At 52.8% G+C, this 20,543-nt stretch carries 13 protein-coding genes, 1 tRNA gene and 1 rRNA gene; all 15 read left to right on the forward strand.

Going from position 1 to position 20,543, the window contains the following annotated elements:
• The first annotated feature begins 311 nt into the window (after positions 1–311).
• The 15 genes from KJ869_02200 (at position 312) to KJ869_02270 (ending at position 20,443) form a co-directional block, all read left to right on the forward strand.
• Complete coding sequence (locus KJ869_02200) at positions 312–1,475, forward strand: GNAT family N-acetyltransferase (protein MBU1576003.1); 1,164 nt, start codon at positions 312–314, stop codon at positions 1,473–1,475.
• Between the two features lie 47 nt (positions 1,476–1,522).
• Positions 1,523–2,974 (forward strand): TldD/PmbA family protein, encoded by a 1,452-nt coding sequence (locus tag KJ869_02205; protein MBU1576004.1) that lies wholly within the window; start codon positions 1,523–1,525, stop codon positions 2,972–2,974.
• Positions 2,975–3,087: 113 nt separating this feature from the next.
• Complete coding sequence (locus KJ869_02210; GenBank protein MBU1576005.1) at positions 3,088–4,416, forward strand: TldD/PmbA family protein; 1,329 nt, start codon at positions 3,088–3,090, stop codon at positions 4,414–4,416.
• Positions 4,417–4,669: 253 nt separating this feature from the next.
• The gene (gene uvrB / locus KJ869_02215) at positions 4,670–6,742 is read left to right on the forward strand and encodes an excinuclease ABC subunit UvrB (GenBank protein MBU1576006.1); all 2,073 of its coding nucleotides are present in this window, start codon (positions 4,670–4,672) and stop codon (positions 6,740–6,742) included.
• A 280-nt stretch (positions 6,743–7,022) separates the two neighbouring features.
• On the forward strand, positions 7,023–7,490 hold the full coding sequence (locus tag KJ869_02220; protein MBU1576007.1) for a hypothetical protein: 468 nt from the start codon (positions 7,023–7,025) through the stop codon (positions 7,488–7,490).
• A 20-nt stretch (positions 7,491–7,510) separates the two neighbouring features.
• Positions 7,511–8,764 carry a M20/M25/M40 family metallo-hydrolase gene (locus KJ869_02225; protein MBU1576008.1) on the forward strand — a complete coding sequence of 418 codons (1,254 nt, stop codon included), beginning with the start codon at positions 7,511–7,513 and terminating at the stop codon, positions 8,762–8,764.
• A gap of 132 nt (positions 8,765–8,896) precedes the next feature.
• Positions 8,897–9,763, forward strand: a complete 867-nt coding sequence (nadC, locus tag KJ869_02230) for a carboxylating nicotinate-nucleotide diphosphorylase (GenBank protein MBU1576009.1) — start codon at positions 8,897–8,899, stop codon at positions 9,761–9,763.
• Positions 9,764–10,047: 284 nt separating this feature from the next.
• Positions 10,048–11,508: a glycosyltransferase gene (locus tag KJ869_02235; protein MBU1576010.1), complete on the forward strand. Its 1,461-nt coding sequence runs from the start codon at positions 10,048–10,050 to the stop codon at positions 11,506–11,508.
• A gap of 84 nt (positions 11,509–11,592) precedes the next feature.
• A complete protein-coding gene (murJ, locus tag KJ869_02240) occupies positions 11,593–13,152 on the forward strand; it encodes a murein biosynthesis integral membrane protein MurJ (GenBank protein ID MBU1576011.1) in 1,560 nt (519 codons plus the stop codon).
• Positions 13,153–13,211: 59 nt separating this feature from the next.
• A complete protein-coding gene (locus KJ869_02245; protein ID MBU1576012.1) occupies positions 13,212–14,375 on the forward strand; it encodes an alkaline phosphatase family protein in 1,164 nt (387 codons plus the stop codon).
• Positions 14,376–14,514: 139 nt separating this feature from the next.
• On the forward strand, positions 14,515–15,081 hold the full coding sequence (locus KJ869_02250) for a hypothetical protein (GenBank protein ID MBU1576013.1): 567 nt from the start codon (positions 14,515–14,517) through the stop codon (positions 15,079–15,081).
• Between the two features lie 86 nt (positions 15,082–15,167).
• Positions 15,168–16,985, forward strand: a complete 1,818-nt coding sequence (locus KJ869_02255) for a transglycosylase SLT domain-containing protein (GenBank protein ID MBU1576014.1) — start codon at positions 15,168–15,170, stop codon at positions 16,983–16,985.
• Positions 16,982–18,337: a hypothetical protein gene (locus KJ869_02260; protein ID MBU1576015.1), complete on the forward strand. Its 1,356-nt coding sequence runs from the start codon at positions 16,982–16,984 to the stop codon at positions 18,335–18,337. Before KJ869_02255 ends, KJ869_02260 begins: the two co-directional genes overlap by 4 nt.
• A 335-nt stretch (positions 18,338–18,672) precedes the next feature.
• A 16S ribosomal RNA gene (locus KJ869_02265) occupies positions 18,673–20,199 on the forward strand.
• A 167-nt stretch (positions 20,200–20,366) separates the two neighbouring features.
• A tRNA-Ile gene (locus KJ869_02270) sits at positions 20,367–20,443 on the forward strand.
• Positions 20,444–20,543 lie beyond the last annotated feature (100 nt).

Genomic DNA, 20,543 nt, shown 5'->3' on the forward strand with positions numbered 1-20,543 from the left:
CCGGCAGAAGCGCATAGAGCTGGGGAATGACCTGGGTTATGTGAAGGATGTCCTGCGAAAAGGGATTATAAAAGGGCAGGAGTATTCCGGCGAGATACTGGACCGGGCCAAGACCGCCATGAAGATAGATTACCGGGATATATTAGGGTAATTCTTTGAGGCGTCATTGCGATTATTGCATCCTGACGAGCTAATGAAGCAATCCAGTATTGTCATTCCTGTGCAGACAGGAATCCAGGGGTTTATTCTCACACAAAGCAATGCACTGAGCCTGTCGAAGTGACACTAAGCCACAAAGATTTTATTCTTTTATGGAATTAACCAAAGATATAATTTTGGCCAAAGGCGAAAAAGTCTGTCTTAGAGCAAGGACGCTGGAGGACATTCCTTTGCTCCTCAAATGGCACAATATGACCGGCCAGGCCAGGTTGTTCGATGCACCTTGGGAACAGCGGGAATCGGAAGAGGAATATACCGCCCGGCTAACAAAAAGCATAGAGCGGGAAACAGCAGGGAAAATATCGCAGGCTGTTATAATTGACTCAAACCAAGCTCCTATCGGTACGGTTAACAGTTACGGAGATAAAGGCAATCCCGATCACAGGTATGTCGGGATATCAATCTATGAGGATTCTCTGATCAGCAAGGGCATGGGAACGGAAGCCCTTAAGTTATGGATAAGCTTTCAGTTTGAAACTAGTAACATTCATCACATTGGTCTGGAGACCTGGTCGTTCAATAAAAGGATGATCAGGGTGGCCGAGAAGCTCGGGTTCAAGAACGAAGGGTGCGAAAGGGAATTGAGAAATTGGAACGGGAAATGGATGGACAAACTACATTATGGACTTCTTAGGGACGAATGGCCAATGAAGATAGATAAATATTGGCTGCTTGTTTTTGCAGCTATTATTATCTTTGGATGTCATATGTTGAGTTTCTTTAAATTGGCATCTTACGTCATATATCCCCTAAGTACCATTCTGGGATTATATTTGATGACAAAGCAGCTTTCGAAGAAATTACATGAAAAGGGTGCGGATGAGAATACAACGTTTGGGGCATGGATTGCAGCGTGCTTTATAATCGTAATCTCAGATGCAATATTATTTATTGACCCATTATTTAATCTAATAAACAAGGAAATACTTTACAAAAGTTGTTCATATAATTACTTGCTAAGTTCAATAAACCAGAGCTTGGCAGCATTATTTGCTCTTGTATTTTCGCTAATGTTTATACTTACGCAATTATCAAAAGATCATAACGCTTCAAATAGTCAAGTTGTTAAAATATTTACGCGATACGTTTTTTTATATATTATTAGCTTTGTCGTCGCTATACTTGCACCATTGTTCCTGATGGGAACAAAACAAATACTTGGGATTAAGATTGTTTTGTTTATGGCAGTATGTAATGTTGCGATGTTGATTCCCTTTTTCTGGAGATTTAAAATCACTCTGACTAGCGCAAAATAACTATGATGTATGAAGAATGATTAGTAATTAAACAAGGAGATATAATTTTGAAAGACCTAGCGCAACACGCCCTTAACGTGGCCGAGCTGGCCGGGGCCAGCTACGCCGACATCCGCATCATCAACGAGGACTCCGAGCGGGTGGAGGTCAAGGACGGCCAGGTGGGCAGCATCAACCGGCGGACCTCCGGGGGCTTCGGCATCCGGGTTATCGCCAACGGGGCCTGGGGCTTCGCCTCCAGCCCCAAAATAGACAAGGCCGAGATCGAGCGGGTGGCCAAGCAGGCGGTCAAGGTGGCCCGGGCCAGCGCCCTGCTCAAGATCCGGGACCTGGAACTGGCCCCGGTGGAGAAATACATCGACAAATACGTCACCCCGCACAAGAAGAATCCGCTGGAGGTGCCCCTCGAGGACAAGATCGCCCTGCTGCTGAAGACCGACCAGATCATGCGCAAGGTCAAGGGGGTCAACATCACCGAGTCGCAGATCGCGGCCTGGGTGGAGGACCAGCTTTTCGCCTCGACCATCGGTTCCTTCATCGAACAGCGCATCATCCAATGCGGCGGGGGATACACCGCCACGGCCATCAGGGATGGTGATGTGCAGCACCGTTCCTATCCCTGCTCTCACGACGGACAGTGGGAATCCAACGGCTACGAGATGATCGAGGCCCTGGACTTCCCGGCTCACGCCCAGCAGGCGGCCGAGGAGGCGGTGGCCCTGCTATCGGCGGAGCAGTGCCCCAGCGGCGAGAAGGACATCATCATCGAAGGCTCCCAGCTTTCCCTGCAGATCCACGAATCGGTGGGACATCCCCTGGAGCTGGATCGGGTGTTCGGCAGCGAGGCCAACTTTGCCGGGACCAGCTTTGCCACCACCGACAATCTGGACAAGCTGAAATACGGCTCGGATATCGTCACCATCACCTCCGATCCCACCTGCCCCATGGGGCTGGGCAGTTACGGCTACGATGACGAGGGAGTCAAGGCCCAAAAGAACAACTTGATAAAGAACGGGATGCTGGTCAATTATCTTTCCTCCCGGGAGACCGCCCAGAAGATCGGCAAAGTATCCACCGGGGCCATGAGAGCCGACGGCTGGGGCAACATGCCCATCGTCCGGATGACCTGCATCAACCTGGAGCCGGGCACCAAACCGCTGGAGCAGATCATCTCCGAAACAGACGACGGGATCTACATGGCCACCAACAAGAGTTTTTCCATAGACGACCGGCGCTCCAATTTCCAGTTCGGCACCGAGATCGCCTGGGAGATCAAGAAGGGCAAGCTGGGACAGATGATCAAGAACGCCACCTACACCGGGTTCACCCCGCAATTCTGGAACGCTTGCGACGCCATCGCCGGGCCCAAGGACTGGAAGATATGGGGAACCGCCAACTGCGGCAAGGGGGAGCCCCAGCAGCTGGCCCGCACCGCCCAAGGCTGTTCGCCAAGCCGGTTCCGGAAGATCAAGGTCGGCGTAGTGCCGGGTAAAAAGTAAGCCAGACTGTTTTATAGGACACAGATCAACACGGATTAAATTCCATTAAGATAAAATCAGTGAAAATCGGCGTCCAAAGATAATCAAAAGTATTTATTGGGATGGATCTAAAAATGATGATAGATAAAAATCAAGCCCAGGATATCTGTAAAAAGGCGTTGTCCTTCGTAAAAGAGGGGCAGGCCGAGGTGATCCTGAACCAGGTTGTCAGCCCGCTGACCCGGATCGCCAACAACACCATCCACCAGAACGTGGAGACCTCGGACATAAATATCTCCCTGCGGGTGGATCTCGATAATCGCTCGGGCCGCGCCACCACCAATCAGTTCGATGATGAGTCGCTTAAGAAACTGGCAAAGCAAGCCGTGAATACGGCCAAGGCCATCACCAGCAAGCAGGACCTGCCGCCGTTGGTGGGGCCGCAGAAGTACCGGGAAATTGCCGCCCTGGATAAAAGCTCGGCCTTCATAGAGCCGGAGCAGAGGGCCGAGATGGTGCTGAAGGCCGTCAACCTGGCCAAGCAGGAGAAGGTGGAGTTGGCCGGGCTGGTCAACAATACGCTTTATGTGAACGCCATGGCCAACAGCAACGGGCTGTTCGCCTATCACAACATCAGCACTTTGCGGATGGAGATCACCGCCCGGTCGGGCATCACCGCCGGGCGATACGCCCAAATTGTGCGTAAAACAAGCGAGCTTGACCCGGAGAAGGTGGCTTCGATCGCCATACAAAAATGTTTGGGCGGGCTTAATCCAAAAGCCCTGGAGCCGGGCGATTACACAGTCATCCTAGAACCTGAGGCTGTTACCACCCCGCTGATGTTTCTGGCCTGGCTTTCTTTCGGCGCCCTGTCGGTGCAGGAGAATTTAAGCTGCCTGTCCGGCAAGCTGGGGCAGAAGCTGATGGGGGACAATATCACCATCACCGATGACGCCTATCATCCGCTGGCGGTCTGGGCCGAGCCCTTCGACTCCGAGGGCATGCCCAAGAAGAAGGTAAGCATCATCGAAAAGGGAGTGGCTAAGGGGCCGGTGTACGATCTGAAGACGGCGGCCAAGGACAGGACCGAGACCACCGGCCACGGCCTGCCCCAGCCCAACACCTGGGGCCCGATGCCCCGTAATATAATTTTGGAGGGGGGAAGCTCGACCCTGGAGGACATGATCAAGTCCACCAAGCGCGGGGTGCTGGTCACCCGCTTCTGGTACAACCGGGTGGTGGACCGCAAGATCCCCATCATCACCGGGATGACCAGGGACGGCACCTTTTTGATCGAGGACGGCAAGATATCCTGCGGGGTCAAGAACATGCGGTTCAATCAGGACTTGGTGGAGTTCTTCAATAACGTGGAGACGCTGGGCGTGCCGGAGAGCCAGGAGAACATGGTGGTCCCGCCGCTGAAGGTAAACAATTTCCACTTCACCGGGCTGACCGAGGCATAGGAATAATGATAAAAGGCCCTGCTTACAGGGCCTTTATGGTTATTGAACCGCAAAGGCGCAAAGATCGTAAAGATTTTAAAATCAATGTCACCCTGAGAAGGCTTTTATCCGACAAGCTGAATGGGTGATTGTCATCCTACGGCCAGCCCCGTTTGTATGCCATCTCAGGATGACAAATGTTTATAAACGTCCTTTGTGTTCACTTCGATTGAAATGGTAAATAAAAATCCGTGTTAATCTGCGTCCAAAATAAATGAACCAATTCAAACTAGTATCCGACTATAAACCCACCGGAGATCAGCCGCAGGCCATCGAGCAATTGGTGGACGGGCTGAACCGGGGCATCAATCACCAGGTATTGCTGGGCGTCACCGGGTCGGGCAAGACCTTCACCATGGCCAATGTCATCGAGAAGGTCAACCGGCCCACCCTGATCATGTCGCACAACAAGACCCTGGCCGCCCAGCTCTACGGCGAGTTCAAGGGATTCTTCCCTCAGAACGCGGTGGAGTTTTTTATCTCCTACTACGATTATTTCCAGCCCGAAGCTTACATACCGTCCTCCGACACCTATATCGAAAAGGACTCCTCCCGCAACGACGACATCGAGCGGCTGCGCCTGCGGGCCACCTCGGCCCTGCTGGAACGGCGGGATGTGGTCATCGTGGCCTCGGTGTCCTGCATCTATTCCCTGGGCTCGCCCGACGAGTGGAAGGAATTCGTCCTGATGCTGGAGACCGGCCAGCCGGCCGACCGCGAGGTGGTGATGAAACAGCTGGTGGAGATCCAGTATCAGCGCAACGATGTCAGCTTCGACCGGGGAACTTTTAGGGTGCGGGGAGGGGTGATCGAGGTGCATCCCGGCGACGAGAATATCGGCCTACGGATAGAGCTGGAGGATGACAAGGTGGCCCGGCTGTCGGTCTTCGAACCGCTGACCGGCAAGGTCACCGAACTCAAGGAAAAGATCGCCATCTATCCCACCAAGCATTTTCTGGTCTCCAACCCCCGGCTGGAGGAGGCGCTCAAGGACATCGAAGAAGAGGCCAAATGGCGGGTGGCCGACCTGACCAATGCCGGGAAACTGCTGGAGGCCCAGCGCATTCAGCAGCGCACCAAATATGATATTGAAATGATAAAGGAGCTGGGCTACTGCTCCGGCATCGAGAATTACTCCCGGCACCTGGCCGGTAGAAAACCCGGCGAGCGGCCCTTCTGCCTGATAGACTTTTTCCCCAAGGATTACCTGCTGATCATCGACGAATCGCATGTCAGCGTGCCGCAGATCGGCGCCATGTACGCCGGGGACCGTTCCCGCAAGGAGACCCTGGTGGATTTCGGTTTCCGCCTGCCCTCGGCCCTGGACAACCGCCCATTGAAATTCGACGAATTCGAATCGCTGGCCAACCAGGTTATATACACCTCGGCCACGCCCTCGGATTACGAGCTTAAAAAATCGGCCGGGGTCATCATCGACCAGATCGTCCGGCCCACCGGCCTGGTGGATCCCGCGGTGGTGATCAAGCCCATCACCGGACAGGTGGACGACCTGATGGAGGAGATCCAACTGCGGGTGGAGCGAAAAGAGCGAACCCTGGTGACCACTTTGACCAAGAGGATGTCCGAGGACCTGGCCGATTTTCTGGCGGCGGGCGGCATCAAGGTGCGCTACCTGCATTCCGAGATCGACGCCATCGAGCGGATAGAGATATTGAGAGGCTTAAGGCTGGGAGAGTTCGATGTGTTGGTGGGCATCAATCTGCTACGCGAGGGACTGGACCTGCCGGAAGTCTCGCTGGTCGCTATCTTAGATGCCGACAAGGAAGGCTTTTTACGCTCCGAACGATCGCTTATCCAGGTATCGGGCCGGGCGGCCCGCCACCTTTCCGGCAAGGTCATCATGTACGCCGACCGGATCACCGATTCCATGAAGCGGGCCTTAGCCGAAATGGAACGCCGCCGCAAGATCCAATTGGCCTATAATGAAAAGCACGGCATCACCCCGCAGTCCATCATCAAGTCCATCGAGCAGGTGATGCTGTCCACCTCGGTGGCCGATTCCCGCCAAGAGCTGGTCAAGGAGGAGATGGAGGCCTATATCGTCTCGGGCTTAAGCCAGGAGGAGATCATCGTCCAGCTGGAGAAGCAGATGTTCGACGCCGCCTCGGCCATGGAATACGAGAAGGCCGCCGCCATCCGGGACGAGATCCGGAAAATGCAGGGCCAGGAGCCGCTGGCCAAGCCGTTCGGTGGGAAAAGGTCCAAGAAGAAGACCGGTCAGCCGGACATGGGTGTGACCTATACCAGGAAGCGGGGAAGAAAATAGATGTCATCCCGAGGGCACTTCAAAGCAACGCAGGTTGAGGGATGAATAACCGTCACCCATTCAGCTTGTCAGGCAGGGTGCCAGACTCAGGGTGACAGAAAGGATTGTCATCCTGAGGGGACTTAGAGGCAACACGGGTTGAAGGATGGCGGTAGTTATTAGGGGCTACAACGGAGTCGTCATTCTGAGAAGTGCTTTTTATTAGACAAGCGAAGAATCTAAATAATCTACAATGTATGAAGACAATAATTTGAGGAAGATTAAATAAAATGAGGTTATTGTGAGAAATATATATAATTTATACAGAGAACCACAGGATAGTAATTATAAAGCAATAATAGACATGACATCAAAGTTTGCAAGTTATTTTTTAGTTGTAATAAGATATTCTGTTAAGATGAATAAAAAAGCAGAAATAATACTCAATGCGTTGAGGCCGTTTATTGAAAGTAGTAATGACTGTAATGAATGGCCTGGAACAAAACTTACAAATGAATTTGCTTTAGTGAATGTTTATAATTTAAATTATAAGTCATTAGAAATCATAAAGGGTTCAGTATCAAATTTATATGATTGGTTACAGCCAAGCTTGCCCGAAGATATATGTTTCCTACGTGCAGATAAAAGTCCGTTTTTAGTAACCATATCACATGAAAAAGATGGTTATTTAGAACTTTACCAACGTGAGTATAATGAACTTATAAATACTTACCCGGAATTAGGAAAATTAATAAATATTAACTCTTAATATAAACGGAGTTTTATCTCATGATCAATGCACATCAGGTTCTTAAAGAGCTCAACTTCGAGCGGCTGACCGGCTCGGCCGGGGAAAAGAAGGCCATCACTATCCTCACCAAATACCTCAAACAGCTCAAGGTCAAACATCACCTGGAGCCTTTCGCGGTCAACTCCTTCGAGACCGGCACGGCCTCCATTAAAGGAAAAGGTCAGACCTTCAAGGCCCATCCCTTCGGGCTGTCGCACGACCACAAGATCTCCGGGGAGATGGTCTTTTTGGAGAATGCCGACATCATGCTGCGGAACAAAGGGGCCTACAAGGGCAAGATAATCCTGACCTATACCTTCTCCCGCAAGATCGCCGAGCAGTTCAAGCCCGGCGGCATCAAGGCCTGCATCGCCATCGGCAGTCCCCTGCGCCAGGCTCCCAGCTGGTCCTACCGCCAGAAGATGTACGCCCAGGGCTATGTGCCCTCGGTCACAGTCACCTATGAGGACGGCCTGAAGCTGTCGGCCCTGTCCGGCAGCAAAATTGAACTGAGCATCAAACAGTCCGCAGGAAAGCGCATCGGCAATAATATCGTCATAGACATCAAAGGCAGGGGATACGATGACAACCTGACCCTGGCGGTAGGGCACTACGACAGCGTAGCCCGATCGCCCGGCTCCACCGACAACGCCGGCGGGATAGTCACCCTGCTGAAAGCGGCCGAGCATTTCGCCAAGAACCAACCGCAACGAGATCTCCGCATCATCATGTTCTCCGGCGAGGAACTGGGCCTGCGGGGCAGTTTCTCCTACGCCGAGAAGCATCAGAAGGAAATCAAGGCCCGGCTGGGTCTGGTGGTCAACGTGGACGTGGCCGGCGACGAACTGGGCAAGAACGAGCTGATCGTGCTGGGCACCCCGCAGCTGCAGGGCTATGCCGACGGCATCACCAAAGAGACCGGGCATTACTTCCGCACCAGCCTGGACATCTACAGCAGCGACTGCATGCCGTTCGCGGTCCACGAGGTGCCGGCGGTGAACATCTGCCGGGTGGGCGGCCAGGCCTCGACCATGATCCACACCCCGGGCGACGATGTAAAGCATACCTCGGCCCGGGGGCTGGAGCCGACCATAGCTGCCGCCGTAAATATCCTTGATAGGGTGCTTAATGCCAAGATATACCCGGTCAACCGCGAGATAGATAAATCCCTGCGTGAAAAGATCGAGAAATATCTGTGGGGCTCGCTGATGGAACCGCCCAAGCTGGAATGGACGCCGGAATATAAGAAATAGTTGTTGGTTAATGGTTATTCGTTATCAAGGAATTCGTCATTCTGAGATTGACTTGATATTAGACAAACGAAGAATCTCTTTACCACAAAGTGCACAAAGTTATTCAAATACTATTGTGAAAGACTGACCAATATGAAATTCGATCTTGCCAAGGCCCGGCCCCTGATAAAACAGGCGTTGAGGGAGGACATCGGGAAGGGCGATGTCACCAGTCGATACACCATCGATCCCCAGGCCCAGGCACTGGCTCTGATAATGGCCAAGCACGAAGGAGTTCTGGCCGGGATTGACATCTGCCGGGAGGTCTTTTTGCAGGTAGATCCCGAACTGGCCATAGAAATCAATACAAACGACTCTCAGACGGTCGACCTGGGGCAGGTGGTGATTAACATCCAGGGCCGGGCTCAAAGCATCCTGGCGGCCGAGCGGACCGCGTTGAATTTTTTGCAGCACCTTTCCGGGATCGCCTCGCTGACCGCCCGGTTCGTCGAGGCGGTGGACGGCACCCGGGCCAAGATACTGGATACCCGCAAGACCACGCCGGGCTGGCGCCGACTGGAGAAATACGCGGTGGCCTGCGGCGGGGGGGAGAACCACCGGATGGGGCTGTACGACATGGTGCTGATCAAGGACAACCACATCGAAGCGGCCGGCGGGGTCTCGGCGGCAGTCCAACTGGTAAGGGACGGGATCAAAAAGAGCATAAAAATAGAGGTGGAGGTGCAGAACCTTCCCCAGTTGGAGGAGGCCATCGCCCTGGGGCCGGATATAGTGATGCTGGACAACATGAAGCCCGAGATGATGGTCGAGGCCTGCCGGATGGTGTGGTCATCGCCGGCCCGTGACCAGGGCAAGCTCAAGATCGAGGCCTCGGGAAACGTCAGCCTGGACAATGTCAGAAAGATAGCCGAATGCGGGGTGGATTATATCTCCATTGGTGCCCTAACTCATTCGGCTCCGGCACTGGATTTTTCGCTGAGATTAAAAGCACTGGGTTAGTACGGGGGGTTATATTCAACCCCGGGGCGGAAAATCCGATATTGGTGGATCTGTTGGAGGAAAGAGGTATCGGCGTCGTGGTCGGCTGCACCCTGGTGATGCTGTCGTTGAGAAATTTTAATCATAAATTAACTTGAAAATATATGAGAAAAGTAGTATACTCAGCAGTTAAACAATAACTTGACGATAGACTCTCAGTAACGGATGCCAAAACAATGGGGTATCATGGAATTCTGGGAGTATGTTTTATTTATAAAACTTTATAGAGGTTATATAAAAAAATCATGTCCGGCTTGGAAATTACGCTTTTAGTGGTCTATGGTCTGTTGATGGGGGTGCTGTCGATCTATTCCTTCCATGCCTACCTGATGGTCTATCTTTACCGCAAGAACAGAGGATCTCATCAAAAGCACCAAAAAACATATTCGGAATGGCCCAGGATCACGGTCCAGCTGCCGATCTTTAACGAGCAGTACGTGGTGGAGAGGCTGATCAAGTCTGCCTGCAGCATTGATTATCCCCGCGACAGGTTCGAGGTTCAGGTGCTGGACGATTCCACAGACGAGACTCAGGGATTGTGCCGCCGGCTGGTGGATGACTACCGAAAGCAGGGGGTGGAGGTGGTATATATCCACCGTGACGACCGGACCGGCTTTAAGGCCGGGGCTCTGCGGGCCGGCCTGGATGTTGCTCAGGGAGAGTTTTTGGCCATCTTCGACGCGGATTTCATCCCTCCGGTCGATTTTTTAAAAAAGATGATGCCCTATTTTTCCCACGACCGGGTCGGCGTAGTGCAGTCCCGCTGGGGGCATCTTAATGATAATTGCTCCTGGCTGACCAGGGGGCAGGCCATCGGGCTGGACGCCCATTTCGTGATTGAGCACGGGGCCCGCAACTCCTCAGGCATATTCATGAACTTCAACGGCACCGCCGGCATCTGGCGCAAGGCTTCCATCATCGATGCCGGGAACTGGCAGGACGACACCCTGACCGAGGATATGGACATATCATACCGGGCCCAGCTGGCCGGCTGGAAGTTCGTCTATGTCAACGATGTGGTCTGCCCGGCCGAGGTGCCGGTCGACGTGCATGGCTTCAAGAGCCAGCAGTACCGCTGGGCCAAGGGAGCCATTCAGACCGCCAAAAAACTCCTGCCCAGGATATGGAAGGACCGGAGCCTCCCCCTGTTGGTTAAATGGGAAGCCACGGTCCATCTGACCAATCATATCGTCTTTCCATTGATGCTGCTTCTCTCCATACTTTCCTGGCCGATGCTGATTATCAAGGTTACCGAATCGGCCTCCCGAGGGTTCTTCATCGGAGCCGCTGCGTTCACTATTTGCGCGTTCAGCTATCCCCTGTTCTATATCTACGCCCAGCGGGAGATATATCCCGACTGGAAACGACGGGTGATGTCCCTGCCGATACTGATGGCCGGGGCGGTGGGGCTTTCGGTGATAAATACTAAGGCGGTTTTCGAAGCGCTTTTCAACCGGCAGAGCGGATTCATCAGGACCCCGAAGTACAATCTGAACGGCAAGAGCCGCAACTGGCAGCAGAAAAAATACCGGGCCAAATTCGAATTCACCGTGATCTTCGAGATCCTGTTGGCGGTCTACACCACCTTCGCTCTATGGTACGCCATCGACCATGCCCAGCTGGCCACCATCCCTTTCATGCTGCTGTACTGGTTCGGATTCCTGTTCATAGGAGGGCTGTCGTTGGTCCATGCGGTCAAGAACTGATCTTATCTTGATATTTGGGCTTGAGAGATCAAGCCCTTTTTAATTTACCAAGGCAGCAGCATCGGCAACTTTCAGGATATTGATTTGAGCAAGCATTTAAGACATATGGCCGGGATGTCCCTGGGCACCCTGTTCTCCAGGGTTACCGGATTTGTGAAATGGGCCTTCATGGGCGCGGTGCTGGGTTTCACCCCTATAGCCGACGCCTACAACCTGGCCCATATCCTGCCCACCATGATCTATGAACTGATACTGGGGGGGATCCTGTCGGCGGTCTTCATCCCGGTGGTGGTGGAGCAGTTGTCGTCCCAGGATAAGGAACAGGCCTGGAGAAATATCAGCCAGATATTCAACGCCGCCCTGATCGCCCTGGGGGTGACCACCCTGATCTGCTGGATAGGTTCCCCGCTATTAGTGTACCTCCAGACCCTCAAGGCCGGACCGGAGATACGCCAGCAGGTGCTGTTCTTTTTTATCTTCTTTGTTCCTCAGATCTTTTTATACGGGCTTTCAGCCCTGGCCGGCGGCATTCTGAACGCCCGGGACAGGTTTATGGTGGTGGCCTTTGCCCCGGTGGTAAACAACATCATCGCAATCGCCACTTTGGCGGCCTACCGCTGGGTGCCCGGGTTTGGAGTGGTGGGGCTGGCTTTGGGGACAACCATGGGCGTTTTGGCCCAGGCCCTGGTCCAGTACCCCAGTTTGAAAAAGGCCGGATGGCAATACCATTTCAGTATTAATTTCAAGCATCCGGCGGTCATCAAAATAGTCAAGCTGTCGCTGCCGGTGCTGGCCTATGTCATATTGAATCAGATAAATCTGACCGTCCAGAACAACCTGGCCATCAACTTTCAGGGCGGGGTGTCGGCCCTGCAATACGCCTTTGCTTTTTATGTGCTGCCCCACGGGCTTTTTGCGGTATCCATAGGAACGGTGCTGCTTCCCGGACTTTCGGAGTTGGCGGTTAAAAAGGACTGGCCGAGATTCGCCGGCATCGTGGAGAAGGGTATCATCTGGAGCGCCATCGTTATTATCCCGGCCTTGGTTATCTACCTGACCCTGAGCCTGCCTATCGTTCAGGTGCTGATGCAGCGGGGCCGTTTTACCTTACAGGATACCAAGTTGATGGCCACCGTCCTGTCCTGCTATTCCCTGGGGCTGTTCTCCTTTACCATATACCTCTTTCTGAACCGGGTCTTCTATTCCCTGCAGGACACCATCACCCCGCTGGCACTGAATTTCATCGGCAACGCCTCCAATACCATCATCAATTTTGCCCTTATCGGGCTACTGGGGATTCCCGGGCTGGCTCTGGGGCATGCCTCGGCCTATACCATCATTGCCGTGATAAGCCTGTGGCTTATCAAAAAACGTTTGCCCGATATCAGGCTGGGCCATGTTTCTCGCTCCCTGATAAAAATAACTGCGGCTTCCCTGTTGACCGGAGCTGCGGCCTTTTTCATGAATAACCTCTGGCTCCAGCAGATGGGTCCGCTGGGGCTGTGGCCCAAGGCCGGTATTTTGACCGGGTTCCTTTCGTTTTTGATCCTGCTCTACCTTGCTGTCGCCAAGCTTTTCGGGTTGGCTGAGATGAACGAAATCGTTCTGATGATTAAAAGAAAAATAACCCCAGGAAACAGATAGAAACAACCGGAAGCCGGAAATGTCCGGCTTTAATTTTTGGAATCAATAGAGCAATTACCATGGAGAAAAGATACCTTCCCGATTACAACGGCGGTAGCATCGTGAACCTGATGGCCAGCATTGCCGGAAGGTTCGGGCATAAAACCGGGTATGCCCAGCTGAGGCAGCTTCCGGCCAGCGCCCTGAAACCCTATAAAAAGATCATCCTGCTGGTGCTGGACGGGCTGGGATATCATTTCCTGCAGAAGCATGGGGAGAACAGCTGGCTGAAGGAAAATCTCTATGCCAGGATGACATCGGTGTTTCCCTCGACCACGGCCAGTAGCATCACCAGCTTTGCCACCGGCCTGCCCCCGGATCGTCATGCCATCACCGGATGGTTCGTCCATCTGAAAGAGCTGGGGGTGGTATCCAAGGTCCTGTTCTATCAGCCGCGTTTCGGCGGCAGTAAATTCACCGGAGCCGGGATCGATCCCCAAAATCTTATCGGCGGCCGGCCCCTGTTCGATAAGTTAAAGGCTGAAAATTTTATTGTCACCCCCGGGTTCATAGCTGAAGGACCTTTCTCCAAAGCCACCCGGGGCCGGGCCATTCCGATACCATATGAGGACCTATCCGGCCTTTTTTCCGGAATGAAGAAAGCCCTGAACAAATCCAAAGGGGAGACTTTCATCTCCGCCTATTGGCCGGAGATCGACCATTTGTGCCATCTGCACGGAACGGATAGCCCCAAGGCAAAGGCTCACTTTCACAAGCTGGATAAAAAGATCGCCTCCTTTTGGCAGTCGGTTAAAAGTGATGATGTCCTGCTGTTGATTACGGCCGATCATGGCTTGATAGATACCCCCCCACAAAAAGTTATTGAGCTTAAGGCCCATCCGGATTTGAATCAGTGCCTGGCCCTGCCATTATGCGGCGAACCAAGGGTGGTTTATTGCCATGTCCATCCCGATAAAGTAGCGCAGTTCAAAAGATACATTTCCTCTTATTTGGGAGAGGCCTGTAAATTATATTCAAGGTCCCAGATAATTAAAAAGGGCTTTTATGGCCCGGGCCCGCCCGATCCGCGGCTGATCGAAAGAATAGGGGATTTCGTGCTGGTAATGAAAGACGGTTGGTGCCTGAAGGATTTTATTTTAGGCGAGGAAAAAGTTTACTTAAAGGCCAACCACGGCGGAACCACCTCCCATGAGATGCTGGTGCCGCTGGTAAAGGCATTATGAAAATAAAAACATTTTCTCCTTGAAAAATATACCAAATAGAGCTATCATATCCATACATAATAAAGCCCGTCGTTCATTTAAATAATTGCGCCAGTGACTGACAGTTAAAATAAAAACTGTTTAAAAGGAGGGTGGATAAATGAGGAGAATATTTTCCTGCTTATTGGCCTGGTCTATGCTGGCAACAATGGCCGGCTGCGGAGGCGGCGGGCATTACCTGGCTGCCACCAAGCCGTTGGTGGAACAGTATCAACAAGCGCTGGGCCGCTTGTCGGAATTCGAAAAACAGCCCTATTCCACGCAACGGGCCACCTTGGATTTCTATCAAAAATTCTCCCAGGATATGGCCCAGATCAAAACGGGGTTTTGCCTCCAAGCGAACTGTGTGGATAAAAAACTCAGTGCTTTTCATGCCGATTTCATCAGGCTGTTGAATATTGCCGATCTGATGGCCCAGGCCATCAGCAACGACCTGCTTCGTTACCAGACGGTAATTGCCGGCACTAAATTCAAAAATGCCGGCCAACGCAGGGCCGAGGTGCAGATCATCTCCGACAAGTGGGAGGCCAAAGCCATTGCCGCCAGGGAGGCCTACTCCGCCGAGCATGGCAGGCTTATCTCGGACATCACCGATAAATACCAGATCCGGCTGGCCCCGGCCGGCAGCAACCCCTTGATCGCCGATCTCAAAAAAACTTTTAAATAGCGACAGGGGCAGGGGGCAACGGGAAGAAAATTGTTCTTCCCGTTTTTCTTTTGACAAATGCCTGCGGCATCGGTTAAAATTAACATATGAAAAGATATCTGCTTCTGGTCTGGCTGTTCATGATCCCCGCCACCGTTCCCGCCCAGGAGCCGGCGGGTGCGGTACAGCAGGCTTTGATGCTGGGGGAGTGGCTGGAATACGACAGGGCCCTGGATGTCTTGAACGCGATCCCCGTCGATTCCCTCTCGCAGTACAATAAAATCAGGCTGTTGATCCTGGCCGGTGATCATCACAGCGCCATCAAGGAGGTGGACGATTTTATCCAGCGCTGGCCCGGCTCTTCTCTGGAGATCAATTGCAAATGGCAGAGAGCATACAGCCTGAAGAAGATCGGGCTTTACCGTGATGCCCTGTATGATTTTCTGGAACTGGCCCGGCAGGATCAGCTGCTGGCGGATATCGCCTGGATGAACGCCGGGTTTTGCTATCAGCAGCAGGGGCAGTCCAAAACAGCCGGCAGGATCTTTGACAGTCTGGCTTCAGCCGGAAACAATCAGGGGAACGACAGCCTGCTGATATCGCTATTGATGGCACAGCCTGCGCTAGCCTCCGGCAGCGCTCCGGCGCCGGTCCGCAAAGGGACCATTCATAAAGCCAACCGGCTGATCAGCCAAAAGAAGTATGAATCGGCCAGGAACCTGCTGACCAGATTCATCCGCTACAATAAGGGCAGCAGCCTGCTGGGCCAGGCCCAGTACCTTATAGGCAAATGTTTGGAGCGGCAGGGCAAGCTGACCCTGGCAGCCCAGGCCTATCTGAAAGTGCCCCAGGTTCAGTCCGGCACCAGTTGGGCTGACGAGGCGCTTTTCAGGGCCGGATGGTGCCAGTATAAAATGAAAGCCTACGGCTTGGCCCTGAAACACTGGCGGGAGGCGCAGAGAAGATACCCCCAGAGCGATTTCGCCGAGGTGTCCGTTTTTTGGCAGGGAAAGGCTCTGGAGGGGAGGGGCGACAGCCTGGCGGCCCGGGAAAAATACCGGGAGCTGGCCGCAAAATATGAATATACCTATTACGGCTGGAGGGCCAGGGAAAAGCTGAGCGGATTTTCCCCGTCCGGAGACAGCCTCTCCCCGGATAGGGTCGCCCATTTGGCTTTTTTGGATTCCGCCGTGGCCGAGCCGCAGCTTGAGCCGGAGAGCTGGATCAAAAATCACCGAAGATTCACCCAGGCATCCCGACTGGTGGATATGGGCCTCTTGGACGAGGCCGCCAAGCTGGCCGAGGCCATCAGGAAGATCAGCTGGAATGATCCGGTGGCCCTTCATTATCTGGCCCAGCTATACAGCCAGGCGGGGATGGACCCCCAGGCCATATATTGCGCTAAAAGATCATTTGACCTCTGGATGGGCCCCAGGCCCAAAGCTTTGATAGAGACTCTGTATCCCCAAAGGTATATTCGCTCCATAGAGGCATCACTGGCAGAGAGCCCGCTGGAAACGGCCCTGGTGCTTTCGGTAATGAGGCAGGAGAGCAAATTCGTGGCCGCCGCCCGTTCCCGGGTCGGGGCCAGGGGGCTGATGCAGATAATGCCCAAGACCGGCCAGCAACTGTCCGGTTTGAAGAAATTCAAGCCCGATGCACTGTACCATCCAGAAACATCCATCGCTTACGGCACCAGATTTTTGTCCAGCCTGCTTAAGCAGTTCGACGGTTCGGTTGTTCACTCCCTGGCCGCCTATAATGCCGGGCCTCATCGGGTCAAGCAGTGGCTTAAATCGGAACGCTGCCGGAACGACGATGACTATCTGATCGAAGAGATACCCTACCTGGAGACCAGGAATTATATAAAAAAAGTAATGGTCGGTTATTACGTATACCGTTGGCTATTGGAGGAGAAAATATGACGAACCGCCGGATCTGTCCTGCACTGAAACAATACAAGTGGGTGGCAATAATCCTTCTTCTGGCGTTTTTCTGGAAGCCGGTCCCGGCCCAGGAATACCGGCCCAGCCTGTTGGTGCCGCCTCCCTACGGGCATTCCTACGGCTTTCATAAGGCCGGTAAATTCTACCTGAAAATTCTGCTCAGTCTGGGGGCCGGGTTTGATGATCCGCAGGGCATCGCCGCGGTAAAATTAAAATCCACTGACGATCCCTCCACTACGGGAGACGACGACGAGCTGACGGTCTATGCTGCCAATTCAAACCGCCACCAGATAATCTATAACCGCGGGCTGGACGGTTTGGCGGCCTATGGCTCCCTGGGGTCGGGCAACGGCCAGTTCCATAATCCATTGGGGGTGGCGGCCACCGAGGACGGCTTTGTCTACGTGGCCGATATGAACAACAACCGGGTGGTCTGCCTATACAATGAAAAAGGGAAACTGGAATTCATCCGTAATATAGGGGAGAGCGAGTTATCGCATCCCATGGGCTGCGCGGTAGACGCCGCCGGAAATCTTTATGTAACCGATACCGATCATAACCGCATTGTGATATATGACAAAGTGGGCCGCAGAACCCGGGTTATGGACGGCGGGGGCAAGCTGGACCGGCCGTCGGCCATAGCGGTGGTCGATTTCGCCGACAGGTGGAATTTCCGCCACGAAACGGTCATTGTTGTATCCGATTCGGTCAACGGGCGCATCCGCAAATTCGACCAGTTCGGCAAGATACAGGCCGAGATCACCGGCGGCGATATAGCCATGCCCGGGGCCTATTTCGCCTGGCTGGCCCTGGATTTCTATGGCAGCGTCTATGCCACCGACATGGTCAACCACCAGGTACACAAGTTCGACCACGATCTTAAATATGTGGCCGGATTCGGCCGGCAGGGAAAGGGCGACAACGAGTTCGAATCCCCCCGGGGCATCGCCATCTGGAAGCGGTACGGCCAGGTCTTCGTCCTGGAGCGGGAGTCGGTGCAATATTACTGGGTGGGCGTAGACGGCTACATCGAGGGACTGTATCCCAAAAAACTGAACCAGGACTTCCCCGGGCCCACCATATCCCTGATGCTCTACGAGCCGGGGGATTTCAAGATCCAGGTCACAGACAGCGCCGGGAACCTGGTCAAGAACCTGGTCAACGAGTTCCGGGAGACCCTGGGGCTGAACAATATCGTCTGGGACGGCACCGACGATAAGGGGAGATTGGTTCCGCCCGGTGAATATATCATCAATGTGACCATCGAACCCACCTATTCGGCCAAGGGTTATTTCAGCAAGAAGTTGACGGCCAGAATAGTCAAGGAATAACGGGTCTTTGATGGCAACGGCGGACTAAGCAATATAAAGCCATAAGCCGGTTTACCATGGATGTATTTGTTTCGTACATACCTCACAGCAGGCCCCAAAAGCACTTAATTAGGGTAAGGCCTGGGAAAGCTTGAAAAAGCAACGATAAAAATAATTGCAATAAATATTGAAAATCTTATAAAAGGGTATTGACATCTGAACCCGTTTTGTGTATAATTACAGACCTTGGCCCGAAAGGGATTAAGTTCTTTGAAAATTGAATATGGTGCACAGTGTGTTTGTTATTGAGCTTTATGGATCTTCGAAAATTCTAGGTTTAAAATGATTAAACTTTCTTTATGGAGAGTTTGATCCTGGCTCAGGACTAACGCTGGCGGCGTGCCTAATACATGCAAGTCGAACGGTCATGCGTTTGTAGCAATATGAATGTATGATAGTGGCGAACGGGTGAGTAACACGTGGATAATCTACCTCTAAGTGGGGGATAACTCCGGGAAACTGGGGATAATACCGCATAATATTTCGACAGGGCATCTTGTTGAAATCAAAGGAGCAATTCGCTAAGAGATGAATCCGCGTCCCATCAGCTAGTTGGTAGGGTAATGGCCTACCAAGGCGACGACGGGTAGCCGGCTTGAGAGAGCGATCGGCCACAAGGGGACTGAGACACGGCCCCTACTCCTACGGGAGGCAGCAGTAGGGAATTTTGGTCAATGGGGGAAACCCTGAACCAGCGACGCCGCGTGGGTGATGAAATCTTTCGGGATGTAAAACCCTTTTCATTGGGACGAAATAAAAATGACGGTACCAGTGGAATAAGCCTCGGCTAACTCCGTGCCAGCAGCCGCGGTAAGACGGGGGAGGCAAGCGTTGTCCGGAATCACTGGGTGTAAAGGGCGTGTAGGCGGGCTTTTAAGTCGATTGTGAAATTTCTCGGCTCAACCGGGAAACTGCAGTCGATACTATTGGCCTTGAGTGCGGAAGGGGAGAATGGAATTCCTGGTGTAGCGGTGAAATGCGTAGATATCAGGAGGAACACCGGTGGCGAAGGCGGTTCTCTGGTCCTGCACTGACGCTAAGGCGCGAAAGCAAGGGGAGCAAACAGAATTAGATACTCTGGTAGTCCTTGCCCTAAACGATGGGTACTAGGTGTTCGTTCTTTTAAAGGATGAGTGCCGAAGCTAACGCATTAAGTACCCCACCTGGGGAGTACGATCGCAAGGTTGAAACTCAAAGGAATTGACGGGGACCCGCACAAGCGGTGGAGGATGTGGTTTAATTCGACGCAACGCGAAGAACCTTACCTAGGCTTGACATGCTGGTGAAAACCATGGAAACATGGTCCTCCCGTAAGGGACATCAGTACAGGTGGTGCATGGCTGTCGTCAGCTCGTGTCGTGAGATGTTGGGTTAAGTCCCGCAACGAGCGCAACCCTTATTCTTAGTTGTTTTCCCTTTGGGATTACCCTCTAAGAAGACTGCCTCGGATAACGGGGAGGAAGGTGGGGATGACGTCAAGTCCGCATGCTCCTTACGTCTAGGGCTACACACGTCCTACAATGGGGTCGACAATGGGATGCAATATCGCAAGATGGAGCCAATCCCCAAACGGCCTCTCAGTTCGGATTGTAGTCTGCAACTCGACTACATGAAGTCGGAATCGCTAGTAATGGCAGATCAGCATGCTGCCGTGAATACGTTCCCGGGTCTTGTACACACCGCCCGTCACGTCATGGGAGCTGGTAATACCTAAAGTTACTTGTTTAACCGCAAGGAGAACAGTACCTAAGGTAGGACTGGTGACTGGGACGAAGTCGTAACAAGGTAGCCGTACCGGAAGGTGTGGCTGGATCACCTCCTTTCTAGAGAACCAGTAGAATCATCTCTTTATTGAGATATGGGGTTCTGCATAAATCAAGAAGATATTATTGCGAGATAACAAACCCTGTGCCACCCTATTCGATTTCATTATATTATGAAGGTTATGGGTTATAGGTATACAACTTATAATCTATAACCTTTCTTTTATGGGCCCATAGCTCAGTTGGTTAGAGCGCGTCCCTGATAAGGACGAGGTCAGAAGTTCGACTCTTCTTGGGCCCACCATTATTGCTTTTCACTGGGCGGTAGTCCGCCGCAGTCCATCTTTGGAGGACGCAGGCGGGCACCATACCAAAATTATCCTGTCGGGCGATAGTTCGCCGCA

This window comes from Candidatus Edwardsbacteria bacterium, from assembly GCA_018821925.1.
Lineage (GTDB): Bacteria > Edwardsbacteria > AC1 > AC1 > EtOH8 > UBA2226.